At 70.6% G+C, this 15,824-nt stretch carries 15 protein-coding genes; 8 read left to right on the forward strand and 7 right to left on the reverse strand.

The window, feature by feature from the left end; all coding sequences use genetic code 11:
* Positions 1-86 precede the first annotated feature (86 nt).
* The 3 genes from V2J85_RS38675 to V2J85_RS38685 all read right to left on the reverse strand — a co-directional run bounded on the left by V2J85_RS38675 (position 87) and on the right by V2J85_RS38685 (position 2,999).
* Positions 87-908 carry a DeoR/GlpR family DNA-binding transcription regulator gene (locus tag V2J85_RS38675; protein ID WP_330824195.1) on the reverse strand — a complete coding sequence of 274 codons (822 nt, stop codon included), beginning with the start codon at positions 906-908 and terminating at the stop codon, positions 87-89.
* Between the two features lie 233 nt (positions 909-1,141).
* Positions 1,142-2,023: a class II fructose-bisphosphate aldolase gene (locus V2J85_RS38680; RefSeq protein ID WP_261954768.1), complete on the reverse strand. Its 882-nt coding sequence runs from the start codon at positions 2,021-2,023 to the stop codon at positions 1,142-1,144.
* A 70-nt stretch (positions 2,024-2,093) separates the two neighbouring features.
* Entirely contained in the window at positions 2,094-2,999 is a 906-nt protein-coding gene (locus tag V2J85_RS38685) for an SIS domain-containing protein (RefSeq protein ID WP_330824196.1), read from the reverse strand.
* 362 nt (positions 3,000-3,361) lie between these two features.
* Here V2J85_RS38685 and V2J85_RS38690 point away from each other — a divergent pair, with 362 nt between their 5' ends.
* Positions 3,362-4,828, forward strand: coding sequence for a sugar porter family MFS transporter (locus V2J85_RS38690; protein ID WP_261954766.1), 1,467 nt, complete (start codon positions 3,362-3,364; stop codon positions 4,826-4,828).
* A 100-nt stretch (positions 4,829-4,928) separates the two neighbouring features.
* On the opposite strand, the gene V2J85_RS38695 is transcribed toward V2J85_RS38690, so the two are convergent.
* Together V2J85_RS38695 and V2J85_RS38700 are read right to left on the reverse strand one after the other, a co-directional pair.
* Entirely contained in the window at positions 4,929-5,228 is a 300-nt protein-coding gene (locus tag V2J85_RS38695; RefSeq protein ID WP_261954765.1) for a YciI family protein, read from the reverse strand.
* Positions 5,229-5,262: 34 nt separating this feature from the next.
* The gene (locus V2J85_RS38700) at positions 5,263-6,684 is read right to left on the reverse strand and encodes an amidase (RefSeq protein ID WP_330824197.1); all 1,422 of its coding nucleotides are present in this window, start codon (positions 6,682-6,684) and stop codon (positions 5,263-5,265) included.
* A gap of 170 nt (positions 6,685-6,854) precedes the next feature.
* Between V2J85_RS38700 and V2J85_RS38705 the strand changes: the two genes are divergently transcribed.
* The gene (locus V2J85_RS38705) at positions 6,855-7,559 is read left to right on the forward strand and encodes an endonuclease V (RefSeq protein ID WP_330824198.1); all 705 of its coding nucleotides are present in this window, start codon (positions 6,855-6,857) and stop codon (positions 7,557-7,559) included.
* A 34-nt stretch (positions 7,560-7,593) separates the two neighbouring features.
* On the opposite strand, the gene V2J85_RS38710 is transcribed toward V2J85_RS38705, so the two are convergent.
* The gene (locus V2J85_RS38710) at positions 7,594-8,784 is read right to left on the reverse strand and encodes a saccharopine dehydrogenase family protein (protein ID WP_261954762.1); all 1,191 of its coding nucleotides are present in this window, start codon (positions 8,782-8,784) and stop codon (positions 7,594-7,596) included.
* Between the two features lie 268 nt (positions 8,785-9,052).
* On the opposite strand from V2J85_RS38710, the gene V2J85_RS38715 reads away from it, so the two are divergent.
* The gene (locus V2J85_RS38715; protein ID WP_330824205.1) at positions 9,053-10,582 is read left to right on the forward strand and encodes a sialate:H+ symport family MFS transporter; all 1,530 of its coding nucleotides are present in this window, start codon (positions 9,053-9,055) and stop codon (positions 10,580-10,582) included.
* Positions 10,583-10,618: 36 nt separating this feature from the next.
* Here the strand turns inward: V2J85_RS38715 and V2J85_RS38720 are convergent, their stop codons facing one another.
* Positions 10,619-11,359 carry an MgtC/SapB family protein gene (locus tag V2J85_RS38720; RefSeq protein WP_261954760.1) on the reverse strand — a complete coding sequence of 247 codons (741 nt, stop codon included), beginning with the start codon at positions 11,357-11,359 and terminating at the stop codon, positions 10,619-10,621.
* A 162-nt stretch (positions 11,360-11,521) separates the two neighbouring features.
* Here V2J85_RS38720 and V2J85_RS38725 point away from each other — a divergent pair, with 162 nt between their 5' ends.
* The 5 genes from V2J85_RS38725 to V2J85_RS38745 all read left to right on the forward strand — a co-directional run bounded on the left by V2J85_RS38725 (position 11,522) and on the right by V2J85_RS38745 (position 15,805).
* Positions 11,522-11,902 carry an MmcQ/YjbR family DNA-binding protein gene (locus V2J85_RS38725; protein WP_330824199.1) on the forward strand — a complete coding sequence of 127 codons (381 nt, stop codon included), beginning with the start codon at positions 11,522-11,524 and terminating at the stop codon, positions 11,900-11,902.
* A 180-nt stretch (positions 11,903-12,082) separates the two neighbouring features.
* Positions 12,083-13,264, forward strand: a complete 1,182-nt coding sequence (locus V2J85_RS38730) for a CaiB/BaiF CoA transferase family protein (RefSeq protein WP_261954758.1) — start codon at positions 12,083-12,085, stop codon at positions 13,262-13,264.
* Positions 13,264-13,398: a hypothetical protein gene (locus tag V2J85_RS38735; protein WP_261954757.1), complete on the forward strand. Its 135-nt coding sequence runs from the start codon at positions 13,264-13,266 to the stop codon at positions 13,396-13,398. Before V2J85_RS38730 ends, V2J85_RS38735 begins: the two co-directional genes overlap by 1 nt.
* Positions 13,399-13,425: 27 nt before the next feature.
* The gene (locus tag V2J85_RS38740) at positions 13,426-14,568 is read left to right on the forward strand and encodes an acyl-CoA dehydrogenase family protein (RefSeq protein ID WP_261957344.1); all 1,143 of its coding nucleotides are present in this window, start codon (positions 13,426-13,428) and stop codon (positions 14,566-14,568) included.
* Between the two features lie 22 nt (positions 14,569-14,590).
* Positions 14,591-15,805, forward strand: coding sequence for an acetyl-CoA C-acetyltransferase (locus V2J85_RS38745; RefSeq protein ID WP_261954756.1), 1,215 nt, complete (start codon positions 14,591-14,593; stop codon positions 15,803-15,805).
* Positions 15,806-15,824: the final 19 nt, after the last annotated feature.

The following is a 15,824-nucleotide window of genomic DNA, read 5'->3' on the forward strand; positions in this document are numbered from 1 at the left end:
CCCCACCCCCACCCAACGAGAGGCAACCCAACGAGAGGCAATCAACCTCGCCACCCGCTCGCACTACCTACCAACTACCTACCTACTCACTCACTCTCACTCACTCGCTCGGTCACGGGCGGGCGTGCCGTCACCACCCGCAGCCCTCGGTCTGCGAACTCCCGGCGAGTGGCTTCCTTGGCGCTCGCATCCGTGATGAAGGTGTCAAAGACGTCCGTGTCACCGACCCGGGCGAAGCACCGTTCGCCGATCTTCGATGAGTCCGCGACGATCACCGCACGCCGGGCGCGCTCCGCCATGAGGCGGTTGACCCGGGCCTCGGCCTCGTCGTGAACGGTGGCCCCCATCACCGGGTCCATGCCGTTCGCCCCGATGAACGCGATATCGATCGAGATCTGCTGGAGCACCAACTCGCTGAAGGGCCCGACCAGTTCGAACGACCGCGAGTGCGCCACCCCGCCAGTGAGCACAATCTTGATCTGCGGCCGCACGGCCAGCTCATTGGCGATGTTCAGCGAATTGGTGACGATCGTCAGATGCGGCTGCGGGCCCGCCTCCGCGAAGTCCGGACGTGTGGCGAGCACCCGGGCGATCGCCGTGGTCGTGGTGCCACCACTCAGCCCGACCACATCACCACGCTCGACCAGCTTCGCCGCAGCCTGTGCCACCGCTTCCTTCTCCGCCGACCGGTGCGCATGCTTGTAGCGGATCGGCAGGTCGTACGCCACGGAGCTGAGCACTGCCCCACCCCGGGTGCGGGTCAGCAACTGCTGCTCGGCGAGAGCATCCATGTCGCGCCGCATCGTGGCGGCCGAGACCTCCAGTGCGGTCGCTGCCTCCTCGACATCCACCCGACCCCGCTCACCGAGCAGCTCGAGCAGTGCGTTCATCCGTTCATGGCGCTTCATAGCGCGAGCCTAATTCGTTTCAATCGACCACGATGACGCCCGGTCGGCCCCCTCGTTCGCCGCATCTCTTGCTCTTCTCCTCCCTCTCTTCTCCGTCCGCCTCCTCTCTTTCTCTCTATCTCTCTATGTGGCACCGTCTCCTTGCCTCCTTGCCTCCTTGCCTCCTTGCCTCCTTGCCTCCTTGCCTCCTTACCTCCTTGCATGTCTGGCCCCGCTGAGCCGCGGGCCGGTGCTCAGCCGCGCGCCGGCGCCTGGGCCGCGTACTGCCCCGGCACCGTCGCCGGAGTGGCCAGCACGCCCAGCAGTCGTGCGGCCTCTTCGGCCACGGCCTCCCGGGCCGGCTTGACGTACTTCCGGGAGTCGACCAGTGACGGGTTCGCGTCCAGCGTCCCGCGTATCGACTGGGTGAAGACGGAGACCAGATGGGTGGAGATATTGATCTTCGTCATTCCGGCGGCGATGGCCCGGCGCAACTCGTCGTCCGGCACGCCGGAGGACCCGTGCAGGACCAGCGGCACCGGCAACGTGGCACGGAGCGCCGCGATGAGCTCCTTGTCCAGGACGGCCGTGCGCTCGTGCATCGCATGGGACGAGCCCACGGCCACGGCGAGGGCATCCACGCCGGTCGCGCTGACGAATGCCAATGCCTCGTCCGGATCCGTGCGCACGCCCGGCGCGTGTACGCCGTCCTTGCCGCCCACCTCGCCGAGCTCCGCCTCGACATAGGCCCCACGGTCGTGGCACCAGGAGGTGAGTTCGGCGGTGGTGGCGACGTTCTCCTCGTAGGGAAGGGCGGAAGCATCCACCATGACCGAACCGACCCCTGCGGTGATGCCCTCGCGGACCAGTTCGGCATCGGTGATGTGGTCGAGATGGACCGCGATCCGGGCGCTGGAGCCCTCGGCAAGGGCCAGCGTGGCGCGGGTGATGGGGAGCAGGCTGCCGTGGTAGCGGATGCAGTTCTCGCTGATCTGCAGGATCAGCGGAATGCCGGTGCGTTCGGCGGCCGTGACGAGTGCCTCGGCGGTTTCCAAATGGATGACGTTGAAGGCCGCTGCACCGACGTGCGCCTCACGTGCGGCGTCGATCAGTGACGAGGTGGGGACCAGGGGCATGGGATGTGAACTCCCTTGCAGAGCAGGTGAGATGGGGAGGGAAGGGAGGGTGGCGCGGAGGAGCGGCGGGCTATGAGGCGGCCGGGGCCCCGAGCATCACCGAACGGGTCAGGCTGCGCGGGTTGTCCGGGTCCAGGCCACGGGCCCGGGCACGCTCCAGCGCCACGCGCTGGACCAGGACCAGATCCGCCAGCGGATCGCGCGTATGGCGCACGAAACGCGCACCCGTCCGCACCACATCGGCCTCCAGCCCCTCCGGGGCCTCGCCGAACAGCCAGGTCACCCGACCGGGCGCGGCTATCGAGATGGGGCCGTGGCGGTACTCCATGGCGGGGTAGGACTCCGTCCAGCTCTGCGAGGCCTCCCGCATCTTGAGGGCCGCCTCGTTGGCCAGCCCGAACGTCCAGCCCGTGCCGAGGAAGGTGAACTGCTCGGCGTCCACCCATTCCTTCTCGACCATTGCGGCCAGGGCCTCTTCCGCGTCGGTCACGGCCCGGGAGACGTCCTCGCCCAGATGTGCGCGCAGCAGCGTCAGCGCCGTGGTCGCGAAGCGGGTCTGCACCACCGACTTCTCGTCGGCGAACGGAAGCTCGACCGTTTCGTCGGACAGAGCCACGGCCGGCGTCTCGGGGTCGCCGAGGATCGTCACCGTTGGAATACGTCCCTGGACCGCGTCGAGTACCCGCAGTACTTCGGTCGTGGTGCCCGAGCGGGTGATCGCCACCACCGCGTCATAGCCGCGGTCGCCGCCGAGGAAGGCCTCGGAAGCGGCGAATGGGTCCGTCACGCCCAAGCCGGCGCTCTCGCGCAACGCCGCGTACGACTGCGCCATGAACCATGAGGTGCCGCAGCCGATGACGGCCACTCGTTGCCCGGCCTTCGGCAGCGGGCCGGCGGCCGCTCCGATTCGTGCGGCCTGCCGCCAGGTCTCCGGCTGGCTGTGCAGCTCCTGCTCCATGTACGAGGTCTCGCTCATGGCCCACCCTCCCGTGATGTGTGAAGCGGTCTTGCTCCGTTGCGGCCGGTTCCCTCCGGCCTCGGCTGGATACTCTGCGATCGGATTGCTCGAAACTGCAACTTTCTCGCCTGCTGCAATCGACTGTACGCAACATCGCTCCAGCGATCCATCCCTCGAATGGGTGGCTGCGCCAGAGGATGAGGGGGGTGCGAGGGGGATGGCTGTGCCGCGCTGTGAGGTTCTGAGGCGAAACGTGGGTGTTGACAGTTGCGCGAAGAGCGTCAAATACTCGCATGATCAATCACTGACGCAATCGCTGACGCACGCGCTGACGCACTCACTCACGCAGCAAGGCCGCCCCGCCGCACAAAGGACTCCCCATGTCCACTGCCACGATCTCCGCGACGCCTCCGCCGCCGTCCGCCGGGACTTCCGGTCGCACCGGCAGGCTGTTCGCGCTCACCGGCGCCATCGTTGGCGTCATCTACGGCTACGACACCGGCAGCATCTCCGGTGCCCTGGTGTTCCTGAGCAAGGACTTCCACCTCACCGAAACCGAAAAAGGGCTGGTCAACAGCATCTTGGTGTTCGGCTCCATCGTGGGAGCACTGATCGGCGGCAAGCTCGCCGACGCGTTGGGGCGAAAGGCGGCGATGCTGATCGTCGCCGGCTCGTACGCGGTGTTCGTCGCGCTCTCCGCCGCCGCGCCCAACGTCGTCGTGCTGGACGTCGTCCGTTTCCTGCTCGGCGTCGCCATCGGGATCTCGATCGTCGCCGCGCCGCTCTACATCGCCGAATCCACCCCGGCCCGTATCCGGGGCGCCTCCGTCGCCGCCTATCAAGTGGCCACGGTCGCCGGCATCGTCCTCACGTACTTCGTCAACTGGGGCCTGTCCGGTGGCGGGCACTGGCGCTGGATGCTCGGTCTCTCCGCGATCCCTGCCGCGCTCGTCCTGATTCCGCTGTTCCGGTTGCCGGACACCCCGCGGTGGTACGTCCTCAAAGGGCGCACGGAACGGGCCGTCGAAGTGATGGCCATGACCGACCCGGACGTCGATCCTCACGCGGAGGTCGCGGCCGTCGGTGCCGCGCTCGCCGAGGAGAGCGGCGGATCGGCGCGTTCCCTGTTGCGCAAGCCCTATGCCCGCGCGGCGCTCTTCGTCATCGGGCTGGGGTTCTTCTGTCAGATCACCGGCATCAACGCCGTGACGTACTACAGCCCGCAGATCTTCGAGGAGATGGGCTTCACCGGCAACGGGCAGAACTTCCTGCTGCCGTCCTTCGTCCAGCTCGCCTCACTGGCCGCCACCGTGCTCGCCATCCTCATCATCGACCGGCTCGGCCGCCGGGTGGTGCTGCTCTGCGGCATCGGCACCATGGTCGTGATGCTGGGCGTGCTGACCGCGGTCTTCGGCTCGGGAGAGCTGCACGGCACGATGACGTGGGTCGGTTTCGGGGCGATCCTGCTGTTCACCGCGGCCTTCAACTTCGGTTTCGGGTCGCTGATCTGGGTTTACGCGAGTGAGGCGTTCCCGGCGCAGCTGCGGTCGACCGGGGCTTCGGTGATGCTCACCGCGGATCTGGTCGCCAATCTGCTGATCGCCCAGTTCTTCCCGTCGCTGATGGCCTGGGCAGGAGCGGCGCGGACCTTCGCGGCGCTCGGCGTGCTCGCCGTCGCCGCGCTGGCCTTCGCGACCGTCACCGCACCGGAGACCAAGGGGCGCCAGCTGGAGGAGATCCAGGGGTACTGGCGGAACGGCGGCCGCTGGCCCGTGGCCGGCGTGCCCGAACCGGTGGGCGCCGCCCCGCTCGGCAAGTCGGCGGTGCCGCCTACCACGTCTTCCTAGCCTTCTCGCCAGGCCGGCGGGCACCCGGTAGCGGGCGGGGCCGGGCGCCCGCTACCGGGTGCCCGCCACGCCATTACCCCCGTTACCCCCAGTCACCGCCTCAGGTCGGCAGCTGCTCCCGGTACGCCTCCAGGGCCGGGGCGGTCGTCGTCGCCACGAATTCCGTGATGCGGTACTCGCACACACCGGCGAGGGTGAACGGGTCCTGGGCCACGATGCCCTCCACGGCCGCCCGGTCCACGCCGGCGGCGAGGATCACGCCGCCGTCACGCGGGACCTTGCGCCCGGCGGCGATGAAGTGCCCGGCCGCGTACTGCTGCTGCAGCCAGGCCACATGCTCCTCGAGGACGGCGTCGACGCGTTCGAGGGGTGCGGTATAGGTCAGTTCCAGTACGAACATGGTTGCAATATATGCACTGCCGGATTCCTCGCTCTCAGGTGGTGGGCAGGTCCGGGCGCCGTCGCCCGTGGCGGGTCGCGGTCTCGTAGGCATGGCCGGCCTGCAATACGGCGAGGTCGGCCCTCGGCGCACCGATGAACTGCAGGCCCACGGGAAGGCCACCGGGCGTGAAGCCCGCCGGAACCGACAGGGCGGGCAGCCCGAGGAGCGAGATCAGGTAGGCCGAGCGCATCCAGTCCAGATACGTCTCCGTGGGGCGGCCGGCGACCTCCGTCGGGTACTCCAGTTCCGCGTCGAACGGCGTGACCTGACTGACCGGGGCGAGCAGCAGGTCGTAGCGGGAGAAGAAGTCCACCGCGCCGAGGTGGAGCCGGCTGCGGACCGTCGTGGCGGTGATGAGATCGGCCGGGGTGAGCCGGCGGCCCTGCTCGATGTTCCGGGCAAGGCTGGGCCTGAGGGCCTCCCGGTCGGCGTCGAGCAGCACGCCCAGCGTCAGGTCGAAGCTGTGCGCCCGCAGCGTACGGAACGCCTCGTCGGCCCCGGCCAGGTCCGGGCACGCCGTCTCCACATGGCAGCCGAGCGCCTCCAGGACGCTCAACTGCGGCTCCAGCACGGCGAGGACGTCCGGGTCGGCCGGTGCGTGTCCGCCGAGGTCCGGGGACCAGGCGACGCGCAGACCGCGCAGCTCGCGGTCGAGCGGCACCCGGAACGCCGCGCCGGGGGTCTCCAGGCTGAAGGGGCAGCGCGGATCCGGACCGGCCATCGCGGACAGCAGCAACGCGGTGTCGGAGACGGTCCGCCCCATGGGGCCCGGGACCGCAAGGGTGTCCCAGATATTGCCGCCGGGGTGGGGAGGCACCCGCCCCGGGGTGGGCCGCAGCCCGACCACGTTGCAGAAGGACGCCGGATTGCGCAGCGAGCCACCCATGTCGCTGCCATCGGCGAGGGGTTGCAGCCCCGCCGCCAGGGCCGCAGCGGCACCGCCGCTGCTCCCGCCCGCCGACCGGCTCGTGTCGTACGGATTGCGGGTGGTGCCGAAGACCGGGTTGAAGGTGTGTGAACCGGCGGCGAACTCGGGGACGTTGGTCTTGCCGAGGCGGATGACGCCGGCCCGCTGGAGGCGGTCGACCACCAGGTCGTCCTCGGCGGGCACATAGTCGGCGAAGAGCGGCGAGCCGAACGTGGTGCGCATACCGCGGGTGAGGTGGGTGTCCTTGAAGGCGATCGGCAGTCCGTGCAGAGGCGGCACCTCGGCGCCCCGGGCCAGACGCTCGTCAGCTCGGGCGGCGGCGACCAGGGCGCCCTCGGGATCGAGCGTGACGACGGCGTTGACGGCGGGATTGACCTGTTCGATCCGGTCCAGATGAGCCTGCACGACCTCCCGGGCGGAAAGCTCGCGGCGGCGTAACCGGGCGGCGAGATCGGTGGCGTCGAGCTCGTGGAGTGCGTCGGACATGGCGGGCCTCTGCTGGTGTCTGGGACGTGTGTCGAGGGCGGAGGGGAGGGCGGCGGCGTGCGGTGCCGCGACCACTCTCCTCACCGTACCGAGGGGTACTGACAGTCCGTCCGGTCGCCGTTCCGCCCGGCGAACGGGCCGGTCAGCCGTTCGGTAGCGTGGCGGTCATCATGGACACTCCCGGAACGATCTCCTGCGACGAGGAACTGCGGCGCTGGCCGGCGGACGAGGACCGGGCCCGCGCGGTTCAGGACCGGCTGCGGCCCTACGTACTGCTCGACGAACCCGGCCCGGAACCAGGGTTCGAGGGCACGGTCGTGGGCGTGGACGTCGCCTACGACGACGCCCGCGATGTCGTCGCCGCGGCCGCCGTGGCGCTGGACGCCCGTACCCGCGCCGTCGTCGACGAGGCCACCGCCGTCGGCCAGGTCTCCTTCCCGTACGTGCCGGGGTTGCTGGCCTTCCGGGAGATCCCCACCGTGCTCGCCGCACTGGACCGCCTGGCCCGCACTCCCGACCTGGTGATCTGTGACGGCTACGGGGTGGCGCACCCACGCCGCTTCGGGCTCGCCAGCCACCTGGGGGTGCTCACCGGCCTGCCCACCATCGGTGTCGCCAAGAACCCCTTCACCTTCCGGTACGCCCCTCCGGGCCCGGAGCGGGGCGCCACCTCTCCGCTCCTGGATGGCGACGAGGAGGTGGGACGAGCGCTGCGGACCCAGACGGGCGTCAAACCGGTCTTCGTCTCCGTGGGACACCGGGTCAGCCTCGACCGGGCCTGCGCCCACACGCTGCACCTGGCGCCGGACTACCGGATTCCGGAGACCACCCGGGCCGCCGACGCGCTGTGCCGCCGCGCCCTGGCCGGCATCTGACACCGGAACTCCTGCTGGCGGGGCGGCGGTCCGGCTATCCCTCCCGGACGACCCGGAAGGTGATACCCGCCTTCTGGAGCCGCGTCGTCAGCGCGTCCCCCATGGCCACCGCGGGCGTCACCTGGCCGGCGGTCCGCGGCAGATCGTCGAAGGCCAGGCTGAGCGCCGACTCGGCGAGCATCTTCGCCGTCTCGTCGTAACCGGGGTCGCCGCCCGCGACCTCGGTGATCAGGCGCTTGCCGCCACCGGAGGCGACGAACCGCACCGTGAACCAGCTCCGGGCGCGCCGCTCCGGGCTCGGCCCCTGGCCCGGCTCCAGACGGCCCGACAGCCACCGCCGGGCGGGCGGCACCTGCGCGGCCGCACACAGCGCCCCGGCGCCCAGGGCCCCGCCCACGGCGATCGGCAGCCGCCGGACGCCGGCGTAGTGGCGGTAGCGGAAGTCCGGGCCGTAGCGGTCCAGGGCGGCGGCCGAGCGGGCGATGATCTGCGGGTCGAGGGTCGGCAGCGGCACGCCCCACGTGCCGGTTTCCGCGCTCCTGAGCGGCGGACCGAAGGGGGCCCGGATCCGGCGCCCGGCCGGCCGGGGTTCGGCCCGCTGCCGCTCGCGGGCCGCCCGTGCCATGGCGACCGGCCGCGAGGCGACGGTCAGCGCGGAGGCCAGCGTGCCGCCGGAGAACGTCGCGTTGGTGCGGACGAAACCGTCGATGCGCAGTGGGACGCCCTCGGGGAGCAGGCCCACGGTGTAGTGGACGCCGAGGTCGTGGGGGACGGAGTCGAAACCGGCGGCGTGGACCAGGCGCGCGCCCGAGGTGCGGGCCGTCGCGTCGTGCCGCAAGAACATGCGGTCGATGAATTCCGGCTCGCCGGTGAGGTCGACGTAGTCGGTACCGGCCGCGGCGCACGCGGCGACCAGCGGCTCGCCGTGCAGCAGATACGGGCCCACCGTGGTTGCCAGCACCCGGGTGTCGGCGGCGAGGGCGTGCACGGCGTCCCGGTCGTCGCTCTCGGCCCGCAGCAACGGCAGATCACCGCAGGCCGGGTTGATCTCCGCCAGGCGGTCCCGCAGACGCTCCAGCTTGGAGAGATTGCGGCCGGCCAGCGCCCAGCGGCAGTCCTGGGGCGCGTGCTCGGCCAGATAGGCCGCGGTGAGAGCGCCGGCGAAGCCGGTCGCCCCGTAGAGGACGAGGTCGTGGGCCCGTCCCTCGGTGTTCTGCCGTTGCATGCTGCGCGTCCTCTCGACCGCCCTGGTGAGCTGGTGTTCGGACCCTAGGCAGTCGCCGTCGTCCCGTCAACGCGGCCCTGACGCCTCCCCGTTGGGGCCGGGGCGGCCGGAAGTGCCGTGCGGCGGTGGGGTGCGGCGCGCACCCTTGACAGGGTGGGGTGGCCGGGCCACGCTCACCGTGAGCGCGGCGACGTAGGACGTCCCATGTCTCCGCTCCCCGTCGTTGCCGACTCCAGGAGGAGGCCGGTTTGCCGTGACGACGCGCCCCTTGGACGATCACCATGACGACCGCCGACCCGGACCAGCCCCTCAGGGAACACGGCGCTGGTACCAGGAGGTCACGCCACGGCAGTGGAAGGCGATGTTCGCCGCCTGGATCGGCTATCTCCTCGACGGCTTCGACTTCGTCCTGATCACCCTGGTGCTGACCGAGATCGCCGACGAGTTCCACCTGAGCACCGCCACCGCCGCCTCGCTGATCTCCGGTGCGTTCATCACCCGGTGGCTGGGCGGCGCGCTCCTCGGTGCGCTGGGCGACCGCTACGGCCGCAGGGCCGCCATGGTCGCCAGCATCCTGCTCTACTCGCTCGGCACCTTCGCCTGCGGCTTCGCCTGGGACTACAGCAGCCTGTTCGTCGCCCGTCTGGTGATCGGCCTGGGCATGGCGGGGGAGTACAGCGCCAGTGCGACCTACGTGCTGGAAACCTGGCCCACCCGGTGGCGCAACCGGGCGTCCGGGTTCCTCATCTCCGGGTACGCGGGCGGCACCGTCGTCGCGGCCGAGCTCTACAAGTGGGTGGTGCCCCACTGGGGCTGGCGCTGGATGTTCTGGATCGGAGTACTGCCCGTCCTCGTCGCCCTCTGGGTGCGCAGATCGCTGCCGGAGGCCGGGGACTGGCACCGGGAGATCGGCGCGTCCGCTACGCGCCCCGAAGAGGAACGTCCGCATCCGTTCCGGCCGTTGTTCACCGGGCGCCGCCGCTGGCTCAACGCCGTCCTCGCCGCGACCGCCTCGGCCGCCCTGTACTGCGTTTTCACACCCGCAGGAACCGGGTACGTTCCCTGGCTGTCGGGTGTCGCGGCGCTGTGCCTGGTCGCCTTCGCCGTGCAGCTCGGCGGCCGCCGCGGATGGCTGCTGTACGTGTCCCTGATGGCGACCGTGTTCTGCGCCTTCCTCTACAGCTGGCCCGTCCAGGCCCTGCTGCCCACCTACCTCAAGACCGACCTCGGCTACGCGCCCGGACAGGTCACCGACGTGATGTTCTACGCGGGCTTCGGCACCATGGCGGGATGCTGGCTCGCGGGCTACACCGGCGACCGGCTCGGGACCCGGCGCGCCTACGCCTGCACCCTGCTGGCCTCGCTCGCCTTCGTCTTCCCGGTCTTCGCGGTCCGCGACAACCTGCCCCTCCTCGGTGTGCTGGTCTTCGGTCTGCTCGCGCTCAGCCAGGGCATCTCCGGCATCCTGCCGAAATACCTCGCCGGTCACTTCCCCACCGCGAACCGCGCCGCCTCCCTGGGCTTCGTCTACAACGTCGGCGCCCTGGGCGGCGCGGTGGCGCCCGTCCTCGGAGCCCATCTGGCCGAAGGCATGCCCCTGGGACGCGCACTCGCCGTGCTCACCTTCGGGCTGACACTGCTCGTCATCCTCCTGGTGGGCGGCAATGTGCCGCAGCGCCTGGGAAGACTGCTCGACCGTCAGGCGCCCGACGACCACCTCGTACCGCAGCCCGATGCGGGGGCAGGCGTCCCCAGGGGCGCCTCACCGCGTCCGGCCGCCGAAGAGACGCCGGGCTGAACCGGCCTCGCCCCGTACCGGCCCGCCGCGGCCTGTTCACTCCGTACGGTCGTCCTGCCGCCCCAGCGTCACCCCGCGCACCCCCTCCAGCTCGGACAGCTCCTCCACCAGGGGATGGGCCGCGGCGGCGCCCTCCAGACGGAGCAGCACCTCGGCCGCGAACCGCCGCTCGTCCACGCCGGTCTCCACCTGGACGTCCGTCACCCGGAACCCCCGGCCGGTGCATATCTCCAACATCCGCCCCAGCAATCCGCGTTGCGTGCGATAGGCGACGCGCAGATCGACCCGGGTGAGGGAGGGCTCCTTCGCGATCCGGTCGGAGATTCTCGTGAAGCCGCGGACGATGAGGAAGTGCACCGCGGTCGCACCGATCGCCAGCAGCGGCAGCCCACCCCCGCACGCCATGCCGATGGCGCAGGTCAGCCAGATGGTGGCGGCCGTCGTCAGCCCGCGGACGGCGTCCTTCCGGACGAAGATCAGGCCGCCGCCGATGAAGCCGATGCCCGAGACGACCTGGGCGGCGACGCGGGACGGATCGAACGCCACACCGTCGGCTCCCAGCAGCGCCCCGAAGCCGTGGATCGACACCTCCATGAACAGCGCGCTGCCCACACCGACCAGCGTGTGGGTGCGCAGTCCGGCGCTTTTCTGCCGGGCCTCCCGTTCGAGGCCGATCAGCGAGGACAGCAGCAGCGCCAGGGCCAGTTCGGTGAACTGGCGCAGTCCCTGACCGGCATGGAAGCCGAACAGCGCGGCGGCGAGTTGCGGATCAGACATGGCGGCAATTGTCCCTCTGTCGGCCGGGCGACCGGCGCTGCGCGGGCCGTTGTCAGTGCCCGCGGTTAGCGTGGGATGCGTCGGTCGGCCCGTGCGCGAGACGCGCGGTGCCGGGGCGGTGCCGCAGCGGTGCCGTACGGGGGAACGGACGTGGAGGAGCTCATGACGAAGGCGGCGGGTCCGGAGGCGGTCCGGAAGCGGGTGCGGGCGTTCGCGCTCGGACTGCCCGGGGCGGTGGAGGAATTTCCCTGGGGCGAAAGCGTCATCAAGGTGAACAAGAAGGTCTTCGTCTTCCTCGGAGTCGATGACGGCAGCCATCCGCCGGGCGTCACGGTCAAGCTGAAGGATCCCGAGGCGCATGCCCATGCCCTGACCTCGCCCGGCGCCGAGCCGGCGGGCTACGGCCTGGGCAAGGCCGGCTGGGTGCGGATCCCGCTCGACGAGCAGGGGGCGCCGACGGCCGAGTTGCTCTGTGACTGGGCGGAGGAGTCGTACCGCGTCATAGCCCCCAAGAAGCTCATCGCCGAGCTCGACGGGGGATAGCGGCGCAGCGGCAGCAGGCGCGCGAAAGGCCCGTGGCGGCGAGGGCAGTTGAGCCTCGTCGGCACGGGCCTTTCCGCGTGGTCGCCACGTGGCAAGGGGGTCTTGTGGAAAGTGGAACACGTTCTTAACATCACGAGTGTTACATCAGAAGTGTCACAGTGCGGAAGGGCATGGGGCGCGATGACGGAGTCAGACAACGGCCCGCTCCACGGCGTACGGGTCGTCGAGCTCGCGGGCATCGGCCCCGGGCCGTTCGCAGCCATGCTCCTGGCCGACCTCGGCGCCGACGTCGTCCGCGTCGACCGCCCCGGGGGCGCCGGGCTGGCCATCGACCCCGCCTACGACATCACCAACCGCAACAAACGCTCCGTGCTCGTGGACCTGAAGACCCCCCACGGCGTCGCCCAGGTCCTCGACCTGGCCGAACGCGCCGACGTACTGCTGGAGGGCTACCGCCCGGGCGTCGCCGAGCGACTCGGCGTCGGCCCCGAGGAATGCCTGGCACGCAACCCCCGGCTCGTCTACGGCCGGATGACCGGCTGGGGCCAGCAGGGCCCGCTCGCCGACACCGCCGGCCACGACATCGGCTACATCGCCATCACCGGCGCCCTGGGAATGATCGGCCCGCCCGACGGCCCGCCCGCCCTCCCCGCCAACCTCCTCGGCGACTACGCCGGCGGCTCCCTCTACCTCGTCATCGGCGTCCTCGCCGCACTCCAGCACGCCCGCACCGAAAACGGCCGGGGCCAGGTCGTCGACGCCGCGATCGTCGACGGCACCGCCCATCTGACCGCGATGATCCACGGCATGCTGGCGGCCGGCGGCTGGCAGGACCGGCGCGGCGCCAACCTGCTGGACGGCGGGACACCGTTCTACGGCACCTACCGGACCGCCGACGGCGGATACATGGCCGTCGGCGCCCTGGAAAAGCGCTTCTACGGCGAATTCATCCGGCTGCTGGGCATCGAGGACGAAGCCCCGGCACGAGACGACCTCGCCGCCTGGAACGAGCTGCGCACCGCCATCGCGGCCCGCTTCAAGACCCGCACCAGGGACGAATGGACCACCGTCTTCCAGGACTCCGACGCCTGCGTCGCGCCGGTCCTCTCCCTGCGCGAGGCACCACACCACCCCCATCTCGCCGCCCGCGGCACCTTCGTCGACCACGGCGGCATCACCCAACCCGCGCCCGCACCCCGCTTCTCGCACACCCCGGGCACGGTCCGCACACCACCCGCCCGGCCCGGCGCGGACACCGAGGACATCGCTCACGACTGGCAGACCCCCAGCCTCCTCACCCCACCCCCCGAAGGCCCCGCCCACACCCCGGGCCGCACCGAACAGAAGGACGCGGCCCACTGATGGAACCCACCACCACACTCCGCCACGCGGCCGACCCACCCCCGACCACCGAAGGCACCGTCGCCCCGGAACCGGCCGCCCCGGCCACCACCCGGGCCGCCCGGCCCATCGAGACCGTCAAGAACTGGCTCTGAGGAGGGCCCACCGAGATGACCGCCCCACTGCCGCGCCAGATCTTCACCGAGGACCACGAGGCCTTCCGGGAAACCGTCCGCACCTTCCTTGCCAAAGAGGTGACGCCCCACTACGAACAGTGGGAGAAGGACGGCATCGTCAGCCGGGACGCCTGGCGCGCCGCCGGCCGACAGGGCCTGCTGGGCATGGCCGTGCCCGAGGAATACGGCGGCGGAGGCAACCCCGACTTCCGCTACAGCGCCGTCCTCGCCGAGGAGTTCACCCGCGCCGGCACCCCCGGACTCGCCCTGGGCCTGCACAACGACATCATCGGCCCCTACCTGACCTCCCTCGCCACCGACGAACAGAAGCAACGCTGGCTGCCCGGCTTCTGCCGCGGCGAGATCATCACCGCCATCGCCATGACCGAACCGGGCGCGGGCTCCGACCTCCAGGGCATCCGCACCACCGCCGAGGACAAGGGCGACCACTGGCTGCTGAACGGCTCCAAGACGTTCATCTCCAACGGCATCCTCGCCGACCTCGTCATCGTCGTCGCCAAGACCACACCCGAAGGCGGCGCACACGGCCTGTCGCTGCTCGTCGTCGAACGCGGAACGCCAGGCTTCGAACGCGGCCGCAACCTCGACAAGATCGGCCAGAAATCCCAGGACACCGCCGAACTGTTCTTCCACGACGTACGCGTCCCCAAGGACAACCTCCTCGGCGAGCTCAACGGCGCCTTCGTCCACCTCATGACCAACCTCGCACAGGAACGCATGGGCATAGCCGTCGCCGGCATCGCCGCCGCCGAACACCTCCTGGAGATCACCACCCAATACGTCAAGGAACGCGAGGCATTCGGACGACCGCTGGCCAAGCTCCAGCACATCCGCTTCGAGATCGCCGAGATGGCCACCGAATGCGCCGTCACCCGCACCTTCCTCGACCGCTGCATCGCCGACCACTCCGACGGCACCCTCGACGCCGTACACGCCTCCATGGCCAAGTGGTGGGCCACCGAACTCCAGAAACGCGTCGCCGACCGCTGCCTCCAACTCCACGGCGGCTACGGCTACATGACCGAATACCGCGTCGCCAAGGCCTTCACCGACGGCCGCATCCAGACCATCTACGGCGGGACGACCGAGATCATGAAGGAGATCATCGGCCGCTCCCTGCTCGGCTAACCCTCCCCGGAAAGGCTTACCAGTGAGTTCCGAAGCGTACGTATACGACGCGATCCGCACCCCGCGCGGCCGCGGCAAGGCCAACGGCGCGCTGCACGGCACCAAGCCCATCGACCTGGTCGTCGGCCTGCTCCACGAAGTACGCCGCCGCTTCCCCGGCCTCGACCCGGCCGCGATCGACGACATCGTCCTCGGCGTCGTCGGCCCCGTCGGCGACCAGGGCTCCGACATCGCCCGGATCGCCGCGATCGCCGCCGGCCTGCCCGACACCGTCGCCGGCGTCCAGGAGAACCGCTTCTGTGCCTCCGGCCTCGAAGCCGTCAACATGGCCGCCGCCAAAGTCCGTTCCGGCTGGGAAGACCTCGTCCTCGCGGGCGGCGTCGAATCCATGTCGCGGGTCCCGATGGCGTCCGACGGCGGCGCCTGGTTCGCCGACCCGATGACCAACTTCGACACCGGCTTCGTCCCCCAGGGCATCGGCGCCGACCTCATCGCCACCATCGAGGGCTACAGCCGGCGCGACGTCGACGAGTTCGCCGCCCTCTCCCAGGAACGGGCCGCCGCAGCATGGAAGGACGGCCGCTTCGACCGGTCCGTAGTCCCCGTGCGCGACCGCAACGGCCTCGTCGTCCTCGACCACGACGAGCACATGCGCCCCGGCACCACCGCCGACTCCCTCGCCTCCCTCAAGCCGTCCTTCGCCACCATCGGGGACGCCGGCGGCTTCGACGCGGTCGCCCTGCAGAAGTACCACTGGGTCGAGAAGATCGACCACGTCCACCACGCCGGCAACTCCTCCGGCATCGTGGACGGCGCCGCCCTCGTCGCCATCGGCAACAAGGAGGTCGGCGAGCGCTACGGCCTCACCCCCCGGGCCCGGATCCTCTCCGCCGCGGTCTCCGGCTCCGAACCGACGATCATGCTCACCGGCCCCGCCCCCGCCAGCCGCAAGGCGCTCACCAAGGCCGGCCTGACCATCGACGACATCGACCTGGTCGAGATCAACGAGGCCTTCGCCGCCGTCGTGCTCCGCTTCGTCAAGGACATGGGCCTGAGCCTCGACAAGGTCAACGTCAACGGCGGCGCCATCGCCCTGGGCCACCCCCTCGGCGCCACCGGCGCGATGATCCTCGGCACCCTCGTCGACGAACTCGAGCGGCAGGACAAGCGCTACGGCCTGGCCACCCTCTGCGTCGGCGGCGGCATGGGCATCGCCACCGTCATCGAGCGCCTCTGACCCCCTCGTCCCACCCACC

Origin of the sequence: Streptomyces bugieae, from assembly GCF_036352915.1 — a bacterium.
GTDB classification, from domain to species: Bacteria; Actinomycetota; Actinomycetes; order Streptomycetales; family Streptomycetaceae; genus Streptomyces; species Streptomyces endophytica.

Bases quoted from the DNA above. Each gene is read 5' to 3' on its own strand.
- V2J85_RS38675 (WP_330824195.1), bottom strand. From the start codon at position 908: ATGAAGCGCCATGAACGGATGAACGCACTGCTCGAGCTGCTCGGTGAG.
- V2J85_RS38680 (WP_261954768.1), bottom strand. From the start codon at position 2,023: ATGCCCCTGGTCCCCACCTCGTCACTGATCGACGCCGCACGTGAGGCG.
- V2J85_RS38685 (WP_330824196.1), bottom strand. From the start codon at position 2,999: ATGAGCGAGACCTCGTACATGGAGCAGGAGCTGCACAGCCAGCCGGAG.
- V2J85_RS38690 (WP_261954766.1), top strand. From the start codon at position 3,362: ATGTCCACTGCCACGATCTCCGCGACGCCTCCGCCGCCGTCCGCCGGG.
- V2J85_RS38695 (WP_261954765.1), bottom strand. From the start codon at position 5,228: ATGTTCGTACTGGAACTGACCTATACCGCACCCCTCGAACGCGTCGAC.
- V2J85_RS38700 (WP_330824197.1), bottom strand. From the start codon at position 6,684: ATGTCCGACGCACTCCACGAGCTCGACGCCACCGATCTCGCCGCCCGG.
- V2J85_RS38705 (WP_330824198.1), top strand. From the start codon at position 6,855: ATGGACACTCCCGGAACGATCTCCTGCGACGAGGAACTGCGGCGCTGG.
- V2J85_RS38710 (WP_261954762.1), bottom strand. From the start codon at position 8,784: ATGCAACGGCAGAACACCGAGGGACGGGCCCACGACCTCGTCCTCTAC.
- V2J85_RS38720 (WP_261954760.1), bottom strand. From the start codon at position 11,359: ATGTCTGATCCGCAACTCGCCGCCGCGCTGTTCGGCTTCCATGCCGGT.
- V2J85_RS38725 (WP_330824199.1), top strand. From the start codon at position 11,522: ATGACGAAGGCGGCGGGTCCGGAGGCGGTCCGGAAGCGGGTGCGGGCG.
- V2J85_RS38730 (WP_261954758.1), top strand. From the start codon at position 12,083: ATGACGGAGTCAGACAACGGCCCGCTCCACGGCGTACGGGTCGTCGAG.
- V2J85_RS38735 (WP_261954757.1), top strand. From the start codon at position 13,264: ATGGAACCCACCACCACACTCCGCCACGCGGCCGACCCACCCCCGACC.